This window comes from Thalassolituus sp. ST750PaO-4 (assembly GCF_020320405.1).
Classification (GTDB): domain Bacteria; phylum Pseudomonadota; class Gammaproteobacteria; order Pseudomonadales; family Oceanobacteraceae; genus Venatoribacter; species Venatoribacter alkanivorans.
The window spans coordinates 580,388-600,783 of sequence record NZ_JABVCB010000013.1; the positions used below are offsets into that span (position 1 = coordinate 580,388).

Consider the following 20,396-nt stretch of genomic DNA (forward strand, 5'->3'; position numbering starts at 1 on the left):
GATTCTGAGTGAAGTAATATTAAGTGTATATTTGTATGTTACAGAATGTAATTTTATGTAACTCGCCATTTAGTACCAGAGTTATCAGTAAATTTCAGGGGCCTTGCCTGGTGTTACTGACCTTCGGGGAGTACTCGGTCTGGCTTGCTTTTGGCTCAGCTTGCAGGTGAGGGATGGGGGAAATACGGAATGCAGCCGGCTGGTGCACTGTTAACGTACAATCCACCACCTTTAATGGACACAAGACCCTGTTTTCAGTATCATTTAGGGTTAGTTTATACACGCACTGCGGTGATCGTTTTTTGTCGCCGGAATCCGCTATCAGTCCATAGCGAGTCATAAGCGGGATGGAGTCAATTTGTCGCCATTCCGCTTTTTTACGACTGCAGATTCTGGTTCTGACCTCCTCCGGCCCGGTGCGGTAGTCTGCAAGTTTATTCTTTGTTCGGGGATTTAGCCTTGTCTACGCCAGCCATTCTAGCTCTTGAGGACGGCAGTATCTTCAAAGGTACCAGCATCGGTGCCGAAGGCCTGTCAGTGGGAGAAGTTGTTTTCAACACCTCCATGACCGGTTATCAGGAGATTCTGACCGACCCTTCCTACGCCAACCAGATCGTCACTCTGACCTATCCACACATTGGTAACTACGGTACCAACAGCGAAGATGAAGAATCCAATGGCATTTATGCCAAAGGTCTGGTGATCCGCGACCTGCCGCTGATCGCATCCAACTTCCGCAGTGAACAGGCACTGGATGTTTACCTGAAAGAGCGCAATGTGCTGGGCATTGCCGATATCGATACCCGCCGCCTGACCCGTATTCTGCGTGAAAAAGGCTCCCTTAATGGCTGCATTCTGGCGGCTGCAGATGCGCATTCTGAAGAGAATGTGGCGAAGGCACTGGCCGAAGCCAAAGCTTTCCCTGGCCTGAAAGGTATGGATCTGGCGAAAGAAGTGACTGTTAAAGAAGCTTACAGCTGGACTCAGACTGACTGGACGCTGGGCAAGGGTTATGGCGAGCTGAGCGAACCAAAATTCAAAGTCGTGGCGTACGACTTCGGCGTTAAGCGCAATATCCTGCGTCTGCTGGCTGAGCGTGGTTGTGAGCTGACTGTTGTTCCGGCACAGACTCCGGCTTCTGAAGTGCTGGCAATGAATCCGGACGGTGTTTTCCTGTCCAACGGCCCTGGCGATCCGGAGCCTTGTGATTACGCCATCAAAGCGATTCAGGAGATTCTGGAAACCAATATCCCGGTGTTCGGTATCTGTCTGGGTCACCAGCTGCTGGCTCTGGCCTCCGGTGCCAAGACCATGAAGATGGGTCATGGTCACCACGGTGGTAACCACCCGGTGCAGGATCTTGAATCCGGCAAGGTGATGATTACCTCACAGAACCATGGTTTTGCGGTAGAAGAGAGCACTCTGCCAGCCAACCTGAAGGCGACCCATAAGTCGTTGTTCGATGGCACGCTGCAGGGTATCGCCCGCACTGATAAGCCTGCCTTCAGTTTCCAGGGTCACCCGGAAGCCAGTCCTGGCCCGCGCGATGTCGCGCCGTTGTTCGACCACTTTATTGATTTGATTGTTGCTGCCAAGGCCGCCCAATAACAGGACAGACTGAGTTATGCCAAAACGTACTGACATAAAAAGTATTTTGATCATTGGCGCCGGCCCTATCGTTATCGGCCAGGCCTGTGAATTTGACTACTCCGGCGCTCAGGCCTGTAAGGCTCTGCGTGAAGAGGGCTACCGTGTAATTCTGGTGAACTCTAACCCGGCGACCATCATGACCGATCCGTCGATGGCGGATGCAACCTATATCGAGCCGATTACCGTTGAAGCGGTTGCCAAAATCATCGAGAAAGAGCGTCCGGATGCACTGCTGCCAACCATGGGTGGCCAGACCGCACTGAACTGTGCGCTGGGTCTGGAAGCGGCTGGTGTACTGGAAAAATTCGGCGTGGAAATGATTGGTGCAAACGCCGACACCATCGACAAAGCTGAAGACCGTAACCGCTTTGATAAGGCGATGAAAAAGATCGGTCTTGAGTGTCCGCGCGCCGGTATTGCGCACAGTATGGAAGAAGCCCGCGAAGTACAGAAAACTCTGGGCTTCCCGTGCATCATCCGTCCGTCCTTTACCATGGGCGGCACCGGTGGAGGTATTGCTTACAACAAAGAAGAATTCGAAGAAATCTGTACCCGTGGTCTGGACCTGTCGCCAACCAACGAGCTGCTGATCGACGAATCCCTGATCGGCTGGAAAGAATATGAGATGGAAGTTGTGCGTGATAAAAACGACAACTGCATCATCATCTGTTCCATCGAAAACTTCGACGCCATGGGTGTGCACACCGGTGACTCCATCACCGTTGCTCCGGCACAGACCCTGACCGATAAAGAATATCAGATCATGCGTGACGCCTCTCTGGCGGTACTGCGTGAAATCGGTGTGGAAACCGGTGGCTCCAACGTGCAGTTCGGTATGGATCCGAAAACCGGCCGTATGGTCGTGATCGAGATGAACCCGCGAGTGTCCCGTTCTTCGGCACTGGCTTCCAAAGCAACCGGTTTCCCGATTGCTAAAGTGGCGGCCAAACTGGCTGTGGGTTACACCCTGGATGAACTGCAGAACGATATTACTGGTGGTCGCACGCCTGCATCGTTTGAGCCGTCGATCGACTACGTGGTTACCAAAATTCCGCGTTTCACCTTCGAGAAATTCCCGCAGGCCGATGGTCGTCTGACTACGCAGATGAAATCTGTCGGTGAGGTAATGGCGATTGGCCGTACTCAGCAGGAATCTCTGCAGAAAGCACTGCGCGGCCTGGAAGTCGGTTCTACCGGTTTTGATCCGAAAGTGGATCTGAACGATGCCGGCAGCAAAGACAAAATTATATCTGAACTGCGCGTGCCTGGCGCTGACCGTATCTGGTACGTGGGCGATGCTTTCCGTGCCGGTATGAGCGTTGATGAAATTTATCAGCACTCCGGTATCGATCCGTGGTTCCTGGTGCAGATTGAAGATCTGATCAAAGAAGAAGGCAATGTTGCGCAGAGCAGTCTGACGTCAATGGATGCTGATCGTATCTTCCGTCTGAAGCGTAAAGGTTTCTCCGATGCGCGCCTGTCAGCACTGCTGGGCGTGACCGAAAAAACCTTCCGCAAACAGCGCCAGAAACTGGGCATCCGTCCGGTGTACAAGCGTGTGGATACCTGTGCGGCTGAATTCGCCACCGACACGGCTTATATGTATTCCACGTACGAAGAAGAGTGTGAAGCGAATCCGTCTGATCGCGAGAAGATCATCGTTCTCGGTGGTGGCCCGAACCGTATTGGTCAGGGTATCGAATTCGATTACTGCTGTGTGCACGCCGCACTGGCAGCGAAAGAAGAAGGTTACGAAGCCATCATGGTTAACTGTAACCCTGAAACCGTTTCCACCGACTATGACACATCCGACCGTCTGTACTTTGAGCCTGTGACTCTGGAAGACGTACTGGAAATCGTCGATCGTGAAAAGCCAAAAGGCGTAATCGTACAGTACGGTGGTCAGACTCCGCTGAAACTGGCCGACGAGCTGGAAGCCGCGGGTGTGCCGATCATCGGTACTTCCCCGGAAGCGATCGACCGTGCCGAAGACCGTGAGCGTTTCCAGCAGATGATCCAGCGTCTGGGTCTGAAGCAGCCGGTTAACGCCACTGTTACTTCTGCTGAAGAAGCGGTAATTAAAGCTGCAGAAATCGGTTACCCGCTGGTGGTTCGTCCATCTTATGTTCTGGGTGGCCGTGCGATGGAAATCGTCAACAACGAAGCCTCGCTGCGTCGTTACATGACTGAAGCGGTAAAAGTATCCAACGATTCTCCGGTACTGCTGGATTACTTCCTGGATCGTGCGGTTGAGGTGGATATCGACGCGATCTGTGACGGTGAGCAGGTTGTGATTGGCGGTATCATGCAGCACATCGAACAGGCCGGTATTCACTCCGGTGACTCCGCCTGTTCTCTGCCGCCATACAGCCTGCCGGCTGATGTGCAGGATGAAATGCGCAAGCAGGTTGCAGCGATGGCACTGGAGCTGGGCGTTGTTGGCCTGATGAATACGCAACTGGCATGGCAGGATGGCGAGATCTACGTGATCGAAGTTAACCCACGTGCTTCCCGTACCGTGCCGTTTGTGTCCAAGTGTATTGGTACCTCTCTGGCGGCGGTTGCGGCCAAAGTTATGACCGGTAAGAAACTGTCTGAACTGGGCTTTACCAAGGAAATTATTCCACCGTATTTCTCGGTAAAAGAAGCGGTATTCCCGTTCAATAAATTCCAGGGTGTTGACCCGATTCTTGGGCCGGAAATGAAATCCACCGGTGAAGTAATGGGTGCCGGTAAAACCTTCGGCGAAGCCTTCTTTAAAGCACAGCTGGGTGCCGGTGCCAAACTGCCGGACAGCGGTGTGGCTTTTGTATCGGTACGTGATGCCGATAAAGCCGGTGTGGTTGCCGTTGCTGAAGGTCTGATCGAGCGCGGCTTTAAACTGGTCTCTACCGAAGGTACCTGCAAAGTGCTGCAGGCTGCTGGTGTAGCCGTTGAACGCGTGAGCAAGGTGACCGAAGGTCGTCCACATATTGTGGATATGATTAAAAATGACGAGATTTCTCTGATTGTGAATACCACCGATGGCCCACAGGCCATTGCAGATTCTGCCGACATCCGTCGCAGCGCGCTGCAGCACAAGGTGTATTACACAACGACTCTGGCCGGTGCTGAAGCGGTGGTTGAAGCGCTGCGTTCAGAAGGTCTGAAAGAAGTTCGTCGTCTGCAGGAACTGCATGCGACCATTTAATGGTCGCATTCAATTAGGGAGTCAGAATATATGCAAAAGTATCCAATGACTGTTGAAGGCGAAGCCTCACTGCGTGAAGAGCTTCAGCGCCTGAAAACAGTTGATCGTCCGCGCGTTATTGCGGCGATTGCAGAGGCGCGTGAGCACGGCGACCTGAAAGAAAACGCTGAATACCACGCCGCCCGCGAACAGCAGGGCTTTATTGAAGGCCGTATTCAGGATATTGAAGGTAAGCTGTCTAATGCTCAGGTTATCGATATTAAAACCATTCCGCATAGCGGAAAGGTTTTGTTCGGTACTACAGTGCGTATCATTAATGTGGATACTGATGCAGAAGTGGAATACCGCATTGTTGGTGAAGACGAAGCGGATATTAAAGCTAACCGTATCTCTATTTCTTCACCGATTGCGCGTGCGCTGATCGGTAAAGAAGAAGGGGATGTGGTTACGGTTCAGATTCCGAGCGGTACCGTTGAGTATGAAATTGACGAAGTAAGACACGCCTGATTTCTGCTTTTCAGTCCATAAAAAAACCGCGCTATGCGCGGTTTTTTATGCCCTATTGGTAGCTGATCAGGGGCAGGGGATCAGCGGTAAATCGTCAAAATCATCTGAGCCATCATCCCTTTCAATCGCACGCATCATTGCCTGCAGTTTCTTCTGCGCTTCACGGCGTTTCAGTGCTTTGTTCCAGCGGCGGATCTGAACTTCGTTTTTTAATTCCAGTTCCGGTACCGGGGTTGGTTTGTTGTTGTCATCCATGGCAACCATAGTGAAAAAACAGGTATGAGTATGGCGCACAGTGCGTTGCTTAATATCTTCGGCGACCACTTTAATGCCGATTTCCATAGAGGTGCGACCGGTATAATTTACCGTAGCAAGGCAGGTGATGAGCTCGCCGATCAGAATGGGTTGTTTGAACAGAACGTTATCAACGGAGAGGGTCACGGCATAATGACCGCTGTAACGCATGGCACAGGTGTAGGCAACCTTGTCCAGCAGCTTGAGTAATTCGCCGCCGTGCATATTGCCGGAAAAGTTAGCCATATCCGGAGTGACGAGTACGGTCATCTCGGTTTGTATGATCTGTCCCACAAAGATTCCTCACTGAATGATAAAGCCAGTTTAACGGAAATCGGTGCAGAGAGAACGGGGGAATATGTTCAGGATCAGACTCTGTCAACAATGACAGAGTCTGATCACCAATTATTTGAACGGGAGAAGAAAATCAGAAATTTTCGGTGGAGGTGAAAAGCCCTACACGCAGATCTTTGGCGGTGTAAATTTCACGGCCATCTACTTCCATGGATGCGTCGGCAATACCCATCACCAGTTTCTGTTCCATCACGCGCTTGATGTCGATACGGTAAGTCACTTTTTTCGCGGTTGGTAATACCTGGCCACGGAATTTCACTTCGCCACAGCCCAGTGCACGGCCACGGCCAGGGTTACCGCGCCAGCCAAGGAAGAAACCAACCAGCTGCCACATGGCATCCAGGCCCAGACAGCCAGGCATTACCGGGTCAGTTTCAAAGTGGCAGTCAAAAAACCACAGTGATGGATCGATATCCAGTTCGGCAATAATTTCGCCTTTACCGTAAGCGCCACCTTCGCTGCTGATGTGCACGATGCGATCCATCATCAGCATGTTAGGCAGTGGCAGCCGTGCATTGCCTTCACCAAACAGTTCACCGTGGCCGCAGGCCAGCAGTTGTTCACGGTTAAAGGAGTTTGGGTGAGTCATGCAGTTTCCTCTTCTGGTCTTGGTCTTTAGGGTCATTATAAGTATGCCGGTACACTGACATATTTACAGCATGATAGCCAATGAAGGTTTTTTGAATAAAAGGAATTAATGGGTAGTATTTCCGGCGCAGGCTGCGCCGGGAAACCGGTTTCTGATCAGAGTTTTTCGACCAGCAGACTGCCGATGGAATAACCGGCGCCAAAAGAACAGATCAGGCCTTTATCGCCAGCCTTGAAATCATCTTTATAGCGGTGGAAAGCAATCACCGAGCCGGATGACGCTGTGTTGGCAAATTCGTCCAGTACCACCGGTGCTTCATTACCTTCAGGCAGGCGGCCGAGGAGTTTTTTAACGGCAAACAGGTTCATATTAACGTTTGCCTGATGCAGCCACATACGTTTCAGTGAAGAAGCTTCCAGTTGGTTTTCGGTCAGCAGATTTTCAATAAAATTAGTGACCAGAGGCAGCAGTTCTTTGAATACTTTGCGGCCCTGTTGTTTGAAGGCGTAGCGGTTGGCCGGCACGTTTTCAAAGCAGTAATCGGCGTAAGAGGCATCGCAACGGATATTATCCGAGTATTGGGTAAATTGTTTGGTGCTCAGAATGCGGAAAGTATGTTCTGACGTTGCCGTCTCGGCAGGCTCCAGAATCGCTGCGGTAGCAACGTCGCCAAAAATAAAATGGCTGTCGCGATCTTTGAAATCCAGTCCCGGGGTGGTGAATTCCGGATTTACAAATAACACACATTTGGCGGTGCCGGCTTTTAACGCGGTGTAAGCATTGATCAGCCCGAAGGTTGCGGATGAGCAGGCAATGCCCATGTCATAAGCAAAACCTTTAATTCCCAGTTCGCGTTGAATTTCAACCGACATACCCGGGTAGTCACGCTGGCGGAAGGTGCTGGATACAATGACCATATCAATATCGTCAGCGGTTTTACCGGCCTGTTCCATGGCTTCGCGTGCAGCAGCAACACCCATGGTAACCATTTCCGGGGTGGCGCCTTCCTGTGTCATCGGAAATACAGGGTGCATGATGTCCGGGTTGACAATGCCATCTTTGTACATGGCGTAGCGTGCTTTGATACCGGAAGCCTTCTCAATAAATTCGCTGCTGGACAGTGGCAGTGCTTCAGTTTCGCCGCTGGCAATGGCGTCCGCGTGCTCTTCGTTAAAGCGGTTTGCGTAGGTATTGTAGGCTTCTACCAGTTCATCGTTGGTGATGGTAAAAGGCGGGATGAACAGGCCGGAGCCGGAAATTACGATATCGGACATGAGCATTGAAACCTTACTTTTTTCGCTATTATCACCGGAACGGTCCGGTCTTCCAACTCCCCTTTGGTGTAAGCTTGTTAACACAGGTCTGATATGGGCAGTCAGGCCACGGATTTATCTTTCCTCTGCACTTGTCCGGAGTATCCGGACGGAGTCATTAACATGGTCCGGCATTATCTGATTTTATTCCGCACGTTCTGGTTGGGTGGGTTATGGGCTTGTGCGTATGTGGTCAGGCCATTGCTGGAACACCGCGGCTTTTTTCCGCAGCACGGTATGGATGTGATGCATGTAATGGTAGGGCTTGGTGCGGTCAGCGGAGGGCTTATTCTGTTGTTGGGGTTATTGTTTCGTGCTCTCAGCTGGCGTCAGTTACCTGTGCAGCTGGTATTGATTATGACGTTTCTGTCACTGGTGTATTTCGCATTTATGCCATGGTGGAAGCTGCAAATGATACTGGTACATGCCATATCACTTTTAGGATTGGTCTGGCTGCTGATTGCGCCGCTAACGGTTATCCGCCGGGATGTTACGCCGGCGGAACGATAAAACGATCAGCGCTTCAGGTTGGACAGCTTTGGATTCGCTTTGGGGTTGCGACGCAGTAACAACGCGGTGTTACCTATCTGTTGCGGCATTTCTGCACCGGTGATGCGCAGAATTTCGGCCAGAACTTCTTTTTTTACATCGCGGTCACCGACCGACACTTTGATTTTGATCAGTTCGTGATCGTTCAGGGCGCGGTTCAGCTCGTCAATAACGCCTTCGGTCAGGCCATTGGCGGCAACGGTGACAATCGGATTCAGTGTGTGGCCGATGGCACGATAGGCCTTTTTCTGTTCGTTTGATAATGCCATATAGGTTCGGAAGCTCTGTAGTTCGGTAGTAAAGTGGTTCGGTGGTAAACTTACCGTTTTATACGGCGTAGACCCTTGGGCTTGTTTCCACGAGTTAAACAGACCCTAGTATACCTGACCTTGGAGCAAGTACCTGCATGGCGCGTTCAAAAACCAGTGCCGATTGGCTGAAAGAGCATGTTGATGACATTTATGTGCAGAAAGCACAACAGGATGGCTACCGCACGCGTGCCAGTTACAAGCTGATTGAACTTGATGAAAAAGACCAGCTCATAAAGCCCGGTATGACCATTATTGACCTGGGGTCGGCTCCAGGTGGCTGGTCACAGGTAGTTGGGCGCAAACTGAATGGCAAAGGCGTTGTTATTGCCTCCGATATTCTGCCTATGGATCCGATTGCTGACGTCGAGTTTATTCAGGGTGACTTCACTGAAGAGGCCGTTTTTAACGAATTGATGGCAATTGTCGATGGCCGCCCTGTGGACCTTGTAATCTCCGATATGGCCCCCAATATGAGTGGAGTAGCCTCCATTGATCAGCCCGGTTCCATGTATTTGGTAGAGCTGGCGCTGGATATGGCGCGACAGGTGTTACGCCCTAACGGTCAGTTTGTCGCCAAAGTGTTCCAGGGTGATGGTTTTGATGAGTACGTAAAGGATGTAAGACAATCCTTTACAAAAGTTTTGATTCGTAAGCCCAAGGCGTCGCGTCCGCGCTCACGTGAGGTTTACGTCGTTGGGAAAGGTTTCCGCGCTTAGCCATTGCTTGCTAAGCTAGACAGTTAAAAGAAGGGAAGTCGGGATATGGCCCGACTCCGCAGCCAATGAGGTGGTGCCGGGTATGGCGAAGAATTTCATATTATGGGCGGTGATTGCAGCCGTTCTGATGATGGTGTTCAACAATTTCCAGAGTGTGGGCCGGGGTAAGGAGTATTCCTACTCTGAGTTCATTACTGCCGTGGAAAGCGGGCAGGTTGAGAAAGTTACCATCTCTGGCCAGACCATTTCCGGTGTTAACAGCGGTGGCGAAGCTTTTGAAACCATTCTGCCTGTCTATGATGACAAGCTGATGGATACCCTGCTGAATAACCACGTTCAGGTGTTGGGTGAAAAACCTGAGAAACAGGGTTTCTTCACGCAGTTGTTGCTGGCGTCATTGCCGATTCTGATCATTATCGCCGTGTTTATGCTGTTTATGCGTCAGATGCAGGGCGGTGGCGGCGGTAAAGGCGGCCCGATGGCTTTTGGTAAAAGCAAAGCCAAGTTGCTCAGCGAAGATCAGATCAAAACCACGTTTGAAGACGTCGCCGGCTGTGATGAAGCTAAAGAAGATGTAAAAGAACTGGTTGAGTTCTTACGTGACCCGGGCAAATACCAGCGTCTGGGCGGTAAAATTCCACGTGGCGTACTGATGGTTGGTCAGCCGGGTACCGGTAAAACCCTGCTGGCAAAAGCAATTGCCGGTGAGGCGCGTGTGCCTTTCTTCTCGATTTCCGGTTCCGACTTCGTTGAGATGTTCGTCGGTGTTGGTGCATCCCGTGTTCGTGACATGTTTGATCAGGCGAAGAAACAAGCGCCTTGTATCATCTTCATTGACGAGATTGATGCGGTTGGCCGTTCCCGTGGTGTGGGTATCGGCGGTGGTAATGATGAGCGCGAACAGACCCTGAACCAGTTGCTGGTTGAGATGGACGGCTTTGAAGTTAACGATGGCATCATTGTTATTGCTGCAACCAACCGTCCGGATGTACTGGATCCGGCTTTGTTGCGTCCAGGTCGTTTTGACCGTCAGGTTGTTGTTGGCCTGCCGGATATCCGCGGCCGTGAGCAGATTCTGAATGTGCATATGCGTAAAGTGCCGCTGGCAGATGATGTGAATGCATCCATTATTGCCCGTGGCACCCCGGGGTTTTCCGGTGCTGATCTGGCTAACCTGGTAAACGAAGCGGCACTCTTTGCGGCCCGTTCAAACCGTAATCTGGTCACTATGGAAGAGTTCGAGAAAGCCAAGGATAAGATCCTGATGGGCGCCGAACGTAAGACCATGGTGATGTCTGAAAAAGAAAAGACCAACACGGCTTATCACGAAGCGGGTCATGCTATTGTCGGCCGCTTGGTGCCGGAACATGATCCGGTTTACAAGGTATCGATCATTCCCCGTGGCCGTGCTTTGGGGGTCACCATGTTCCTGCCGGAAGAAGATCGTCATTCCATCAGTAAGCGTGGTATCGAAAGTAATATCTGCTCGCTCTATGGTGGTCGTATCGCCGAAGAGATGACGCTGGGTAAAGATGGTGTGACAACCGGTGCTTCCAACGATATTGAGCGTGCGACCAAATATGCCCGCAACTATGTCACCAAGTGGGGCTTATCGGAAAAACTGGGCGCGCAGTTATATACCGAAGAGGAGCAGAATGGTTATCTGGGTTCTTCCGGTGGCGGTCAGATGTCGCATCTGTCGGATGACACTGCACGTGTTATTGATGCCGAGGTAAAGGGCTTGCTGGATAGCTGTTATCAGCGTGCGGCGAAAATTCTGGAAGAAAACCGCGATAAACTCGAACTGATGAAAGACGCGCTGATGGAATATGAAACCATTGATGCGGATCAGATCGACGATATTATGGCCGGTAAAAAGCCACGTCCGCCAAAGTCCTGGGGTGATAATGGCTCTGGTCCTGCGGCACCGGCAGAAGAAAGCCGCGATATGGCCCGCGATGCCGATGATGATGCGGTGGGCGATCCAGCCGGCGAGCGCAACTGATTCGCTTGGCTTATGCATAACAAAAAGGCGGCGCAAGCCGCCTTTTTGTTTCTGTTCGTATTTCTATTTGTCTACAGGATCTCTGCGTGAAATTTGTTTGCGGTAATCGCCAGCTTGATCTTTCTGTTCCCCGGGTGATGGGGATTCTTAATGTTACTCCTGACTCGTTCTCCGACGGTGGCCGTTTTACTGTGCTGGATAATGCATTGCGTCATGCCGAGCAGATGCTGAATGAAGGTGCAGCCTTGGTTGATGTTGGTGGTGAGTCGACCCGTCCGGGTGCTGCACCGGTGAGCGAAGCTGAAGAGCTTGAGCGGGTCGTTCCGGTGATTGAAGCCATCGTGCAGCGTCTGGATGTGGCGGTTTCCATTGATACCAGCAACGCGGAAGTTATTCGCGCCAGTGCTCAGGCAGGTGCTCATCTGATTAATGATGTGCGTGCACTGACAAGGCCCGGAGCGTTGGCGGCTGCAGCGGCTTCAGGTTTGCCTGTATGTCTGATGCATATGAATGGTGAGCCACAGGTGATGCAGGCAGCTCCGCATTATGATCGTCCGATTGAGGATGCAGTGGTTGAGTATCTGGCTCAGCGTATTGCGGCTTGTGAGGCTGTAGGGATTGGCCGGGAGAGGCTGTTGCTGGACCCGGGTTTTGGTTTTGGCAAAACCTTTGAACATAACTTTCGCCTATTGAACCGGCTGGAGCGTTTGCATGAACTGGGACTGCCTCTGCTGACCGGGTTGTCGCGTAAACGTATGATTGGTGAAGCAACGGGAAATTCGGTTGCGGACGAACGGATTGCAGGAAGCGTGAGCGGTGCCGTGATCTGTGCTTTAAAAGGTGCGAAAATACTCCGCGTACACGACGTAAAACAAACAACAGAAGCATTGCGTGTAGTGATTGCCACACAGAGGGAAGGGTATGTCTAGAAAATATTTCGGCACCGATGGTGTCCGTGGTCGGGTGGGTGCATACCCTATTACCCCGGAGTTTGTTATGAAATTAGGCTGGGCGGCCGGGAAGGTTTTTGCCCAGCAGGGGAAAAGCCGTATTTTAATTGGTAAAGACACCCGTATTTCAGGCTATATGTTTGAGTCCGCACTGGAGGCCGGTTTGTCTTCGGCGGGTGTTGATATTGGTCTGCTGGGGCCTATTCCTACGCCGGGTATTGCTTACCTGACCCGGACATTCCGCGCTCAGGCCGGTATTGTTATCAGTGCCTCACATAATCCGTATTACGATAACGGCATTAAATTCTTTTCCGGCAATGGCGAAAAACTGCCGGATGAAACCGAGCTGGCAATTGAGTCCTGGCTGGATAAACCCATGAGCTGTGTTGAATCTGCTCAGTTGGGTAAAGCGGTGCGTATTAATGATGCCGCCGGCCGTTATATTGAATTCTGCAAAGGCACGGTCAGCTCACTGAATCTGCGTGGTCTGAAAATCGTACTCGATTGCGCTCATGGTGCGACCTACCAGATTGCGCCGGCGGTGTTTGCTGAGCTTGGTGCGACGGTTATTACCATTGGCGCCCAGCCGGATGGCCTGAATATTAACGAAGGTGTCGGTTCTACCGAGCCTGAGGCTTTGCAGGCGCGGGTGCTGCAGGAACAGGCGGATCTTGGTATTGCCTTTGATGGCGATGGTGACCGGGTGATGATGGTGGATCACCGTGGTGAACTGGTTGATGGTGATCAGCTGCTGTTTATTATCGCGACCCACGCCAAAAATCAGGGCCGTCTGAATGGTGGAGTGGTCGGTACGCTGATGAGCAACCTGGGGCTGGAGCTCGGGCTGAAAGATCTGGGTGTCGATTTTCTGCGTGCCAAAGTCGGTGACCGTTATGTGATGCAGATGCTGAACGAAAACGGCTGGCGCTTCGGTGGAGAATCATCCGGCCATCTGTTGTGTCTGGATGCCAACACAACCGGTGACGGTATTGTTGCCGCACTGCAGGTGCTGCAGGCACTGAAAGACAGTGGCACCTCTCTGCATGAATGGCAGAAACGCATGAGTAAAATGCCGCAGGTGATGATCAATGTACAACGCAGCCGTCAGGCTGATGTCATGAGTTTGCCGGAAATTATTCAGGCTATTGCTGCTACCGAAGAAAAGCTCGCCAGTCGCGGTCGTGTCCTGCTGCGTCCGTCGGGCACTGAGCCAGTGGTGCGGGTAATGGTCGAAGGTGAAGACGCGGTGCTGGTACAGACACTGGCTGAAGAATTGGCTGCAGTGGTTGAACAGGCCCTGGCATAAGTCTGCTGAATTGCCCGGCAGGCGTGCTGTTGCTTGTCTCGCCGGGGCTTCTTAGATAGTATCTGCGCTCTTTGAATTTAGGGAGGCGTCATGCGTCGTTTGTTGGTTGCCGGAAACTGGAAGATGAATGCCTCTGTGGCGATGACCCAGAGTCTGTTGTCGGAACTCCGCGCCGCTCAGATTGACCAGTGTGATGTTGCGGTATTTCCGCCTTTTCCTTATCTGACACAGGCAAGCGAACTGTTGTCAGGCAGTGACATCGCTTTGGGTGCGCAGAACTGTGCAGCTGAAGAGTCCGGTGCTTTTACCGGCGAAGTTTCCGCGCCGATGCTGGCCGATGTAGGCTGCGCCATGGCGCTGATCGGTCACTCAGAGCGCCGCACTTTATATGGCGAGACTGACGACACCGTGCTGGCCAAAACCCGGCAACTGCTGGATAACAGCATGACGGCAGTTGTCTGCGTGGGTGAGACGCTGGCTGAGCGTCAGGCGGGTCAGGCCGAGGCTGTGGTTGCTCAGCAGCTGAAGCTGTTACTGGAGCAACTGAATACTGCTCAGTGGCAACGTATTATTCTTGCCTATGAGCCGGTGTGGGCCATCGGTACGGGTGAAACCGCTACGCCGGAACAGGCGCAGGCGATTCATGCGTTTATCCGTTCGCAGCTGCAGGTGCTGGGTGCGGACGTCGCACAGGCGACACGAATTTTGTATGGCGGCAGCGTAAAAGCTGCTAATGCTGCGGAGCTTTTTTCGCAGCCTGATATTGATGGTGGTCTGGTCGGCGGTGCATCGCTCGACGCCACTGAATTTCTGGGTATTTGTCGGGCATAAGGTAAATTATGGAATCCATTATTCTGATCGTTCATATCGTGCTGGCTCTTGGCATCATTGGTTTTGTGATGCTGCAGCAGGGTAAAGGTGCCGACGCCGGCGCATCATTCGGTAGCGGTGCTTCCCAGACTGTCTTTGGCAGCAGTGGCTCAGGTAACTTCCTCAGTCGTACCACCGCAATTCTGGCGACATTATTCTTCGTAACCAGTCTTGGTCTGGGTATTTATGCCAAGCAAAAAGCTGAAGGTTTCACTGATTTAGGAATTCCTAGTCAGGAAGTGATTGAAAAGCTTGAGAAAGATACCCCACTTGTGGAAGAATACGCGCCTTCCTCTGATGCTCCTGAACTGGATGCATCAACCTCTGATGAACCTGCCGTGGAAACCACTGGCAATTAAGGTAAATCAGTTTTAGTGCGGATGTGGTGGAATTGGTAGACACGCCATCTTGAGGGGGTGGTGAGCCTAGCTCGTGCGAGTTCGAGTCTCGCCATCCGCACCAATTTATTCCGGGAAAGCGAACATGGTTCGCTTTTTCTGTTTAAAGCGCCTATAATGCGCGTGCTTTTAGAGAGCACTACTAAAAAGCCCCTCGAGTCAGGGGCTTTTTAGTAGTTGCTTTTCAGAAGCGATTCACGCCGGCAATGCCATGTGTGAGTCTCACAGGAATCTGCGGTAAACGTGGATTCCGGTCTGCATAAAGCAGTAGCGGACTGGGCACAACGTTGCCCAGTTTTTGTTTGTGGTGGGGGTAGTTTTTGGCAAAAGATACGCAATTAGCAGAGCTGTTGGCACCGGTAGTGGAATCCATGGGGTTTACCTATTGGGGGCTGGAGTTTATTTCCCAGGGACGTCATTCCCTGTTGCGTGTTTTCATCGACCATGCCGATGGCATTCTTGTCGACCATTGTGCGGAAGTCAGCCGACAGCTGGGCGCCGTACTCGATGTAGAAGATCCGATCGCGCAGGATTACACGCTGGAAGTTTCGTCCCCGGGGATGGATCGTCCGCTATTCACACTCGAACAATTCCAACAATATGCCGGCCACATTATTGATGTGCGTCTGCGTATGCCCTTTGAAGGGCGCCGAAAATACAAAGGCCAGTTAATTGGTGTCGAGCAGCAAGATGTCGTACTCGTCGTTGACGATCACGAATATTTACTGCCGATTGAACTGATTGATAAAGCCAATGTTGTTCCACAATTCAAGGACTAAGGTTGCAGAGCGAGGCTAGAAGATGAGCAAAGAAATTCTCCTGGTCGCGGAAGCGGTATCCAACGAAAAGGGCGTTTCAAAAGAAATTATTTTTGAAGCAATTGAGTCAGCCCTGGCAGCGGCCGCCAAGAAGCGCTACGAAGATGAAGAAGCCACTATCCGTGTGGATATTGACCGTAAAACCGGTGATTACCAAACCTTCCGCAGTTGGTTGGTGGTCAGCAATGATGTGGTTCCGGGGCTGGGCGATGAGCTGACCCTGCAGGAAGCCCACGAAATCGATACCAATCTGCAACCTGGCGACACTTACGAAATCGAAATCGACAATCCTGACTTCGGCCGTATCGCCGCTCAGGCTGCGAAGCAGATTATCGTACAGAAAGTCCGCGAAGCAGAACGTGCGCAGATTGTTGATCAGTACCAGCACCGCGTTGGTGAACTGATTAACGGTACTGTTAAAAAAGTGACACGCGATAACGTTATCGTCGATCTGGGTAATAACGCTGAAGGTCTGCTGCCGAAAGATCAGCTGATTGGTCGCGAAATTATGCGTATGGGTGATCGTGTGCGTGCCATCCTGCATGCCGTACGTCCGGAAAACCGTGGTCCGCAGCTGATGCTGAGCCGCACCATTCCGGAAATGCTGATCGAACTGTTCCGCATTGAAGTACCGGAAATTGCCGAAGAAGTTATCGAAATTAAAGGTGCGGCCCGTGATCCGGGTTCCCGTGCAAAAATTGCGGTAAAAACCAACGACAAGCGTATCGACCCGGTTGGTGCTTGTGTGGGTATGCGCGGTGCGCGTGTTCAGGCAGTGACCAACGAACTGGGTGGAAACGAGCGTATCGACATCGTGCTGTGGGATGACAATCCGGCACAGCTGGTGATTAACGCCATGGCTCCGGCCGATGTAGCGTCGATCATTATGGATGAAGAAACCAACACTATGGATGTTGCTGTTGCCTCCGACAATCTGGCCCAGGCCATTGGTCGTGGCGGTCAGAACGTACGTCTGGCTTCCGAGCTTACCGGCTGGGAAATCAACGTTATGACCGAAGAAGAAGCATCCGAGAAACAGAATGAAGAAGCCTCCGGCTTTATCGAAGGATTTATGAAATCCCTCGATCTGGACGAAGACTTCGCCACCCTGCTGGTTGAAGAAGGTTTCACCACGCTGGAAGAAGTGGCTTACGTGCCAATGGAAGAGATGCTGAGCATCGACGGTCTGGATGAAGAAGTGGTTACCGAACTGCGCAACCGCGCTAAAGACGTACTGCTGACTCAGGCCATTGCTTCCGAAGAAAAACTGGAAAATTCCCAGCCGGCGGACGATCTGCTGAACATGGAAGGAATGGAGAAACACCTGGCACTGGTTCTGGCAAGTAAAGGCATTTGTACGATGGAAGATCTGGCCGAGCAATCCATCGATGACCTGTTGGACATTGAACAGATGACTGAAGAAAAAGCGGCGGAATTGATTATGACCGCACGCAAGCCCTGGTTTGAGGGCAACGACTAACCACTGCTCGGCATAGGAGAAACGTATGGCAGATGTAACAGTTAAAGAACTCGCCGACGTGGTAGGGACAAGCGTTGAGCGCTTATTGTCCCAAATGAAAGAAGCGGGGTTGCCACAAACCGCAGCCAGTCAGTCTGTTTCTGATGATCAGAAACAGTCTTTGCTGCTTTTTCTGAAGAAAAGCCATGGTGAAGCAGCGGCAACGCCGAACAAAATTACGCTGAAGCGTAAAGTCACCACGACCCTGAAAACGGGTCAGGGTGGCAAGAAAGCCGTCGCCATTGAAGTTCGTAAAAAACGCACGTATGTAAAACGTGAAGAGCTGGATCTGGAAGCTGAAAAAGCGAAAGAAGAAGCTGCACGTGTTGAAGCCGCCGCCCAGGTTGCTGCAGAAGCTCCTGCCGCTCCGGTTGCAGAAGAAGCTCCGGCAGCCGTTGTTGCTGAGGCCCCTGCTGCAGCAGAAGCGTCGGCCGCAGAAGCTGCTGTTGCTGAAAAGCCAGCCGCTAATGCCAAGCCTGCTGCTAAAGCCAAGCCTGCTACCGTCGAAGAAGACGCAGCACAGAAACGTGCTGAAGCTGAAGCTGCTCAGGCTCGTCAGGAAGAAAACCGTAAAAAGTCGAATAAAACCGTCGACAAAAAACGTGTTGATCTGCGTGAAAACAGCCGCTTCACCGATGGTGGTGAAGACGACCGCAACCGTTCACGTCGTGGCGGCAAGGGCAAGATGAAAGGTGGCCGTGGCCGTCAGCAGTCTGCCAATGAGCACGCGTTTACCCGTCCTACCGCGCCTGTTGTTCACGAAGTTGAACTGCCGGAAGCCATTACCGTTGCCGATCTGGCATCGAAAATGGCGGTTAAAGCCGGTGAAGTGATCAAGACCCTGATGAAAATGGGCGTTATGGCGACCATTAACCAGATTCTGGATCAGGACACAGCCACCCTGGTGGTTGAAGAAATGGGTCACAAAGTGACCAAGCTGATTGCCGATAACGCGCTGGAAGTGGCCGTTACCGAATCCGTTTCTTACGAAGGCGATGAACAGCCACGTGCACCGGTGGTTACCGTAATGGGTCACGTTGACCATGGTAAAACCTCGCTGCTCGACTATATCCGTCGTACCCGCGTGGTATCCGGTGAGGCCGGTGGTATCACTCAGCACATCGGTGCTTACCACGTAGAAACCGATCACGGCATGGTGTCCTTCCTGGATACTCCGGGACACGCCGCGTTTACTTCGATGCGTGCCCGTGGTGCTCAGTCTACCGACGTTGTCATCCTGGTGGTGGCTGCGGACGATGGTGTGATGCCGCAAACCGAAGAAGCCATCCAGCACGCGAAAGCCGCTGATGTGCCGATCGTGGTTGCCATCAACAAAATGGATAAAGAAGCCGCCGACCCTGAGCGTGTGAAGAGCGAACTGTCCGCCCGTGACGTACTGCCGGAAGACTGGGGCGGTACCGTTCCGTTTATCCCGGTATCTGCGCACACCGGTCAGGGTATTGATGATCTGCTTGAAGCGGTTCTGCTGCAGGCCGAAATTCTGGAGCTTAAAGCGCACTTCACCGGTCCTGGCCAGGGCGTTGTGGTTGAGTCCCGTCTGGATAAAGGACGTGGTCCGGTTGCAACCCTGCTGGTTCAGAACGGTACGCTGAAAAAAGGCGACATCGTTCTGGCGGGTACCTGTTACGGTCGCGCCCGTGCACTGCTGGACGAAAATGGTCAGCAGGTGAACGATGCTGGTCCGTCCATTCCGGTTGAGATCCTCGGCCTGAACGGTACACCGGAAGCCGGTGACAACTTCATGGTTGTTGAAAGCGAGAAGAAAGCCCGTGAAGTGGCTGAATTCCGTGAAAACAAAATGAAAGAACTGGTACAGCAGCGTCAGCAGGCAGCCAAACTGGATGCCCTGTTCAGCGGTATGGGTGAAGGTCAGGTTGCTAACCTCAACGTGGTTGTTAAAACCGACGTTCGTGGTTCGCTGGAAGCCATTGTGGCCTCCCTGCAGAAACTGGCGACCGACGAAGTACGCGTAAACGTCGTATCTTCCGGTGTTGGTGGTATCACCGAAACTGACGCGACCCTGGCGGTTGCCTCCGGTGCGGTTATGTTCGGCTTCAACGTTCGTGCGGATAACGCAGCGAAGAAAGTGGTCGAGAATAACGGCGTGGATATGCGCTACTACAGCGTGATTTACGATCTGCTGGACGACGTTAAACAGGCCATGGCTGGTCTGCTGGCGCCGGAACTGCGTGAAGAAATCACCGGTATTGCTGAAGTCCGTGATGTCTTCAACTCACCGAAATTCGGCCAGATTGCCGGCTGTATGGTGATTGATGGTGTTGTTTACCGTCACAAGAAGATCCGCGTACTGCGCGACAACGTTGTGGTCTATGAAGGCGAGCTGGAATCCCTGCGCCGCTTCAAAGATGACGTTGCCGAAGTACGTCAGGGTATGGAATGTGGTATCGGTGTGAAGAACTATCAGGACGTCCGTCCGGGCGACCAGATCGAAGTGTTCGATGTACGTGAAATTGCCCGTACACTCTGATCTGCACCAGCACCTGTAACGGGCCTCCGGGCCCCGACAGCAAAGCCCGGCTTAGTGTCGGGCTTTGCTGTCTCTGACAGACCAGCGCCAGAGCTGTACACATGCCTGCCGCTGGGTAACAGAGGATTTAAATATGCCAAAAGATTACAGCCGTACCTCGCGCCTGGGTGAACAGATTCAGCGCGACCTGGCTCATATGATTCAGTTTGAGATGAAAGACCCGCGTCTGGGTATGGTCACACTGAACTACGTAAAAGTTGCCAAAGACCTGGGCTATGCCGACATCTACTTCACCGTGATGGGCGCCAAAGGCGAAACCGATGCCGAAATCCGCAAACAGACTTCAGCCATTCTGAACGATGCGGCCGGTTACCTGCGTAACGAACTGGCGCGTATTATGCGCACCCGCATTACGCCGCACCTGCGTTTTCATTACGATGAGAGCATGGACCGTGGTCACCACCTGACCGGCCTGATCAAGAAAGCGCTGGAAGAAGATAAAGCCCATCATCAGGATGATGCCGACTCATCTGACAATCAGGGCTGAT

Annotated in this window: 18 protein-coding genes and 1 tRNA gene; 15 read left to right on the forward strand and 4 right to left on the reverse strand. The window is 52.2% G+C overall.

All coding sequences use genetic code 11. The features are described 5' to 3' along the window. The first annotated feature begins 459 nt into the window (after positions 1–459). From carA to greA, 3 genes are read left to right on the forward strand one after another with little or no spacing between them, the layout of a single operon-like run. On the forward strand, positions 460–1,608 hold the full coding sequence (gene carA / locus HUF18_RS18140) for a glutamine-hydrolyzing carbamoyl-phosphate synthase small subunit (protein WP_145466126.1): 1,149 nt from the start codon (positions 460–462) through the stop codon (positions 1,606–1,608). Between the two features lie 16 nt (positions 1,609–1,624). Then, on the forward strand, positions 1,625–4,840 hold the full coding sequence (gene carB / locus HUF18_RS18145) for a carbamoyl-phosphate synthase large subunit (protein ID WP_145466125.1): 3,216 nt from the start codon (positions 1,625–1,627) through the stop codon (positions 4,838–4,840). Between the two features lie 30 nt (positions 4,841–4,870). Continuing rightward, the gene (greA, locus tag HUF18_RS18150) at positions 4,871–5,347 is read left to right on the forward strand and encodes a transcription elongation factor GreA (RefSeq protein WP_222428427.1); all 477 of its coding nucleotides are present in this window, start codon (positions 4,871–4,873) and stop codon (positions 5,345–5,347) included. A gap of 66 nt (positions 5,348–5,413) precedes the next feature. Here the strand turns inward: greA and HUF18_RS18155 are convergent, their stop codons facing one another. The 3 genes from HUF18_RS18155 to HUF18_RS18165 form a co-directional block, all read right to left on the reverse strand. Continuing rightward, positions 5,414–5,935 carry an acyl-CoA thioesterase gene (locus HUF18_RS18155; protein WP_145466123.1) on the reverse strand — a complete coding sequence of 174 codons (522 nt, stop codon included), beginning with the start codon at positions 5,933–5,935 and terminating at the stop codon, positions 5,414–5,416. Between the two features lie 133 nt (positions 5,936–6,068). After that, positions 6,069–6,584, reverse strand: a complete 516-nt coding sequence (gene fabA / locus HUF18_RS18160; protein WP_225693273.1) for a 3-hydroxyacyl-[acyl-carrier-protein] dehydratase FabA — start codon at positions 6,582–6,584, stop codon at positions 6,069–6,071. Between the two features lie 155 nt (positions 6,585–6,739). After that, complete coding sequence (locus HUF18_RS18165; protein WP_225693275.1) at positions 6,740–7,858, reverse strand: beta-ketoacyl-ACP synthase III; 1,119 nt, start codon at positions 7,856–7,858, stop codon at positions 6,740–6,742. A gap of 162 nt (positions 7,859–8,020) precedes the next feature. On the opposite strand from HUF18_RS18165, the gene HUF18_RS18170 reads away from it, so the two are divergent. After that, positions 8,021–8,407: a hypothetical protein gene (locus HUF18_RS18170; RefSeq protein WP_145466117.1), complete on the forward strand. Its 387-nt coding sequence runs from the start codon at positions 8,021–8,023 to the stop codon at positions 8,405–8,407. A gap of 5 nt (positions 8,408–8,412) precedes the next feature. Here HUF18_RS18170 and HUF18_RS18175 read toward each other — a convergent pair whose 3' ends face one another. Next, a complete protein-coding gene (locus tag HUF18_RS18175) occupies positions 8,413–8,715 on the reverse strand; it encodes a YhbY family RNA-binding protein (RefSeq protein ID WP_145466115.1) in 303 nt (100 codons plus the stop codon). Positions 8,716–8,852: 137 nt separating this feature from the next. Between HUF18_RS18175 and rlmE the strand changes: the two genes are divergently transcribed. The 11 genes from rlmE to rbfA all read left to right on the forward strand — a co-directional run bounded on the left by rlmE (position 8,853) and on the right by rbfA (position 20,395). Continuing rightward, on the forward strand, positions 8,853–9,473 hold the full coding sequence (gene rlmE, locus HUF18_RS18180) for a 23S rRNA (uridine(2552)-2'-O)-methyltransferase RlmE (protein ID WP_145466112.1): 621 nt from the start codon (positions 8,853–8,855) through the stop codon (positions 9,471–9,473). Positions 9,474–9,555: 82 nt separating this feature from the next. Then, the gene (ftsH, locus tag HUF18_RS18185; protein WP_145466110.1) at positions 9,556–11,478 is read left to right on the forward strand and encodes an ATP-dependent zinc metalloprotease FtsH; all 1,923 of its coding nucleotides are present in this window, start codon (positions 9,556–9,558) and stop codon (positions 11,476–11,478) included. 86 nt (positions 11,479–11,564) lie between these two features. After that, entirely contained in the window at positions 11,565–12,407 is an 843-nt protein-coding gene (gene folP / locus HUF18_RS18190; protein WP_225693277.1) for a dihydropteroate synthase, read from the forward strand. After that, entirely contained in the window at positions 12,400–13,734 is a 1,335-nt protein-coding gene (gene glmM / locus HUF18_RS18195; protein ID WP_225693279.1) for a phosphoglucosamine mutase, read from the forward strand. Before folP ends, glmM begins: the two co-directional genes overlap by 8 nt. Positions 13,735–13,824: 90 nt before the next feature. Then, on the forward strand, positions 13,825–14,565 hold the full coding sequence (tpiA, locus tag HUF18_RS18200) for a triose-phosphate isomerase (RefSeq protein WP_225693281.1): 741 nt from the start codon (positions 13,825–13,827) through the stop codon (positions 14,563–14,565). A gap of 8 nt (positions 14,566–14,573) precedes the next feature. Next, positions 14,574–14,963: a preprotein translocase subunit SecG gene (secG, locus tag HUF18_RS18205; RefSeq protein ID WP_145466104.1), complete on the forward strand. Its 390-nt coding sequence runs from the start codon at positions 14,574–14,576 to the stop codon at positions 14,961–14,963. A gap of 17 nt (positions 14,964–14,980) precedes the next feature. Continuing rightward, positions 14,981–15,066 (forward strand) — tRNA-Leu (locus tag HUF18_RS18210). Positions 15,067–15,322: 256 nt separating this feature from the next. Next, entirely contained in the window at positions 15,323–15,781 is a 459-nt protein-coding gene (gene rimP / locus HUF18_RS18215; RefSeq protein ID WP_145466102.1) for a ribosome maturation factor RimP, read from the forward strand. 22 nt (positions 15,782–15,803) lie between these two features. Then, the gene (gene nusA, locus HUF18_RS18220) at positions 15,804–17,300 is read left to right on the forward strand and encodes a transcription termination factor NusA (RefSeq protein WP_145466101.1); all 1,497 of its coding nucleotides are present in this window, start codon (positions 15,804–15,806) and stop codon (positions 17,298–17,300) included. 25 nt (positions 17,301–17,325) lie between these two features. Next, positions 17,326–19,848 carry a translation initiation factor IF-2 gene (infB, locus tag HUF18_RS18225; RefSeq protein ID WP_225693283.1) on the forward strand — a complete coding sequence of 841 codons (2,523 nt, stop codon included), beginning with the start codon at positions 17,326–17,328 and terminating at the stop codon, positions 19,846–19,848. A gap of 133 nt (positions 19,849–19,981) precedes the next feature. Then, entirely contained in the window at positions 19,982–20,395 is a 414-nt protein-coding gene (gene rbfA / locus HUF18_RS18230; protein ID WP_145466097.1) for a 30S ribosome-binding factor RbfA, read from the forward strand. The last annotated feature ends 1 nt before the right edge of the window (position 20,396 follow it).

Coding starts and splice junctions, on each gene's coding strand:
- ftsH (WP_145466110.1), top strand. CDS start 9,556: ATGGCGAAGAATTTCATATTATGGGCGGTGATTGCAGCCGTTCTGATG.
- rlmE (WP_145466112.1), top strand. CDS start 8,853: ATGGCGCGTTCAAAAACCAGTGCCGATTGGCTGAAAGAGCATGTTGAT.
- HUF18_RS18175 (WP_145466115.1), bottom strand. CDS start 8,715: ATGGCATTATCAAACGAACAGAAAAAGGCCTATCGTGCCATCGGCCAC.
- greA (WP_222428427.1), top strand. CDS start 4,871: ATGCAAAAGTATCCAATGACTGTTGAAGGCGAAGCCTCACTGCGTGAA.
- glmM (WP_225693279.1), top strand. CDS start 12,400: ATGTCTAGAAAATATTTCGGCACCGATGGTGTCCGTGGTCGGGTGGGT.
- tpiA (WP_225693281.1), top strand. CDS start 13,825: ATGCGTCGTTTGTTGGTTGCCGGAAACTGGAAGATGAATGCCTCTGTG.
- nusA (WP_145466101.1), top strand. CDS start 15,804: ATGAGCAAAGAAATTCTCCTGGTCGCGGAAGCGGTATCCAACGAAAAG.
- carB (WP_145466125.1), top strand. CDS start 1,625: ATGCCAAAACGTACTGACATAAAAAGTATTTTGATCATTGGCGCCGGC.
- infB (WP_225693283.1), top strand. CDS start 17,326: ATGGCAGATGTAACAGTTAAAGAACTCGCCGACGTGGTAGGGACAAGC.
- secG (WP_145466104.1), top strand. CDS start 14,574: ATGGAATCCATTATTCTGATCGTTCATATCGTGCTGGCTCTTGGCATC.
- HUF18_RS18165 (WP_225693275.1), bottom strand. CDS start 7,858: ATGTCCGATATCGTAATTTCCGGCTCCGGCCTGTTCATCCCGCCTTTT.
- rbfA (WP_145466097.1), top strand. CDS start 19,982: ATGCCAAAAGATTACAGCCGTACCTCGCGCCTGGGTGAACAGATTCAG.
- HUF18_RS18170 (WP_145466117.1), top strand. CDS start 8,021: ATGGTCCGGCATTATCTGATTTTATTCCGCACGTTCTGGTTGGGTGGG.
- fabA (WP_225693273.1), bottom strand. CDS start 6,584: ATGACTCACCCAAACTCCTTTAACCGTGAACAACTGCTGGCCTGCGGC.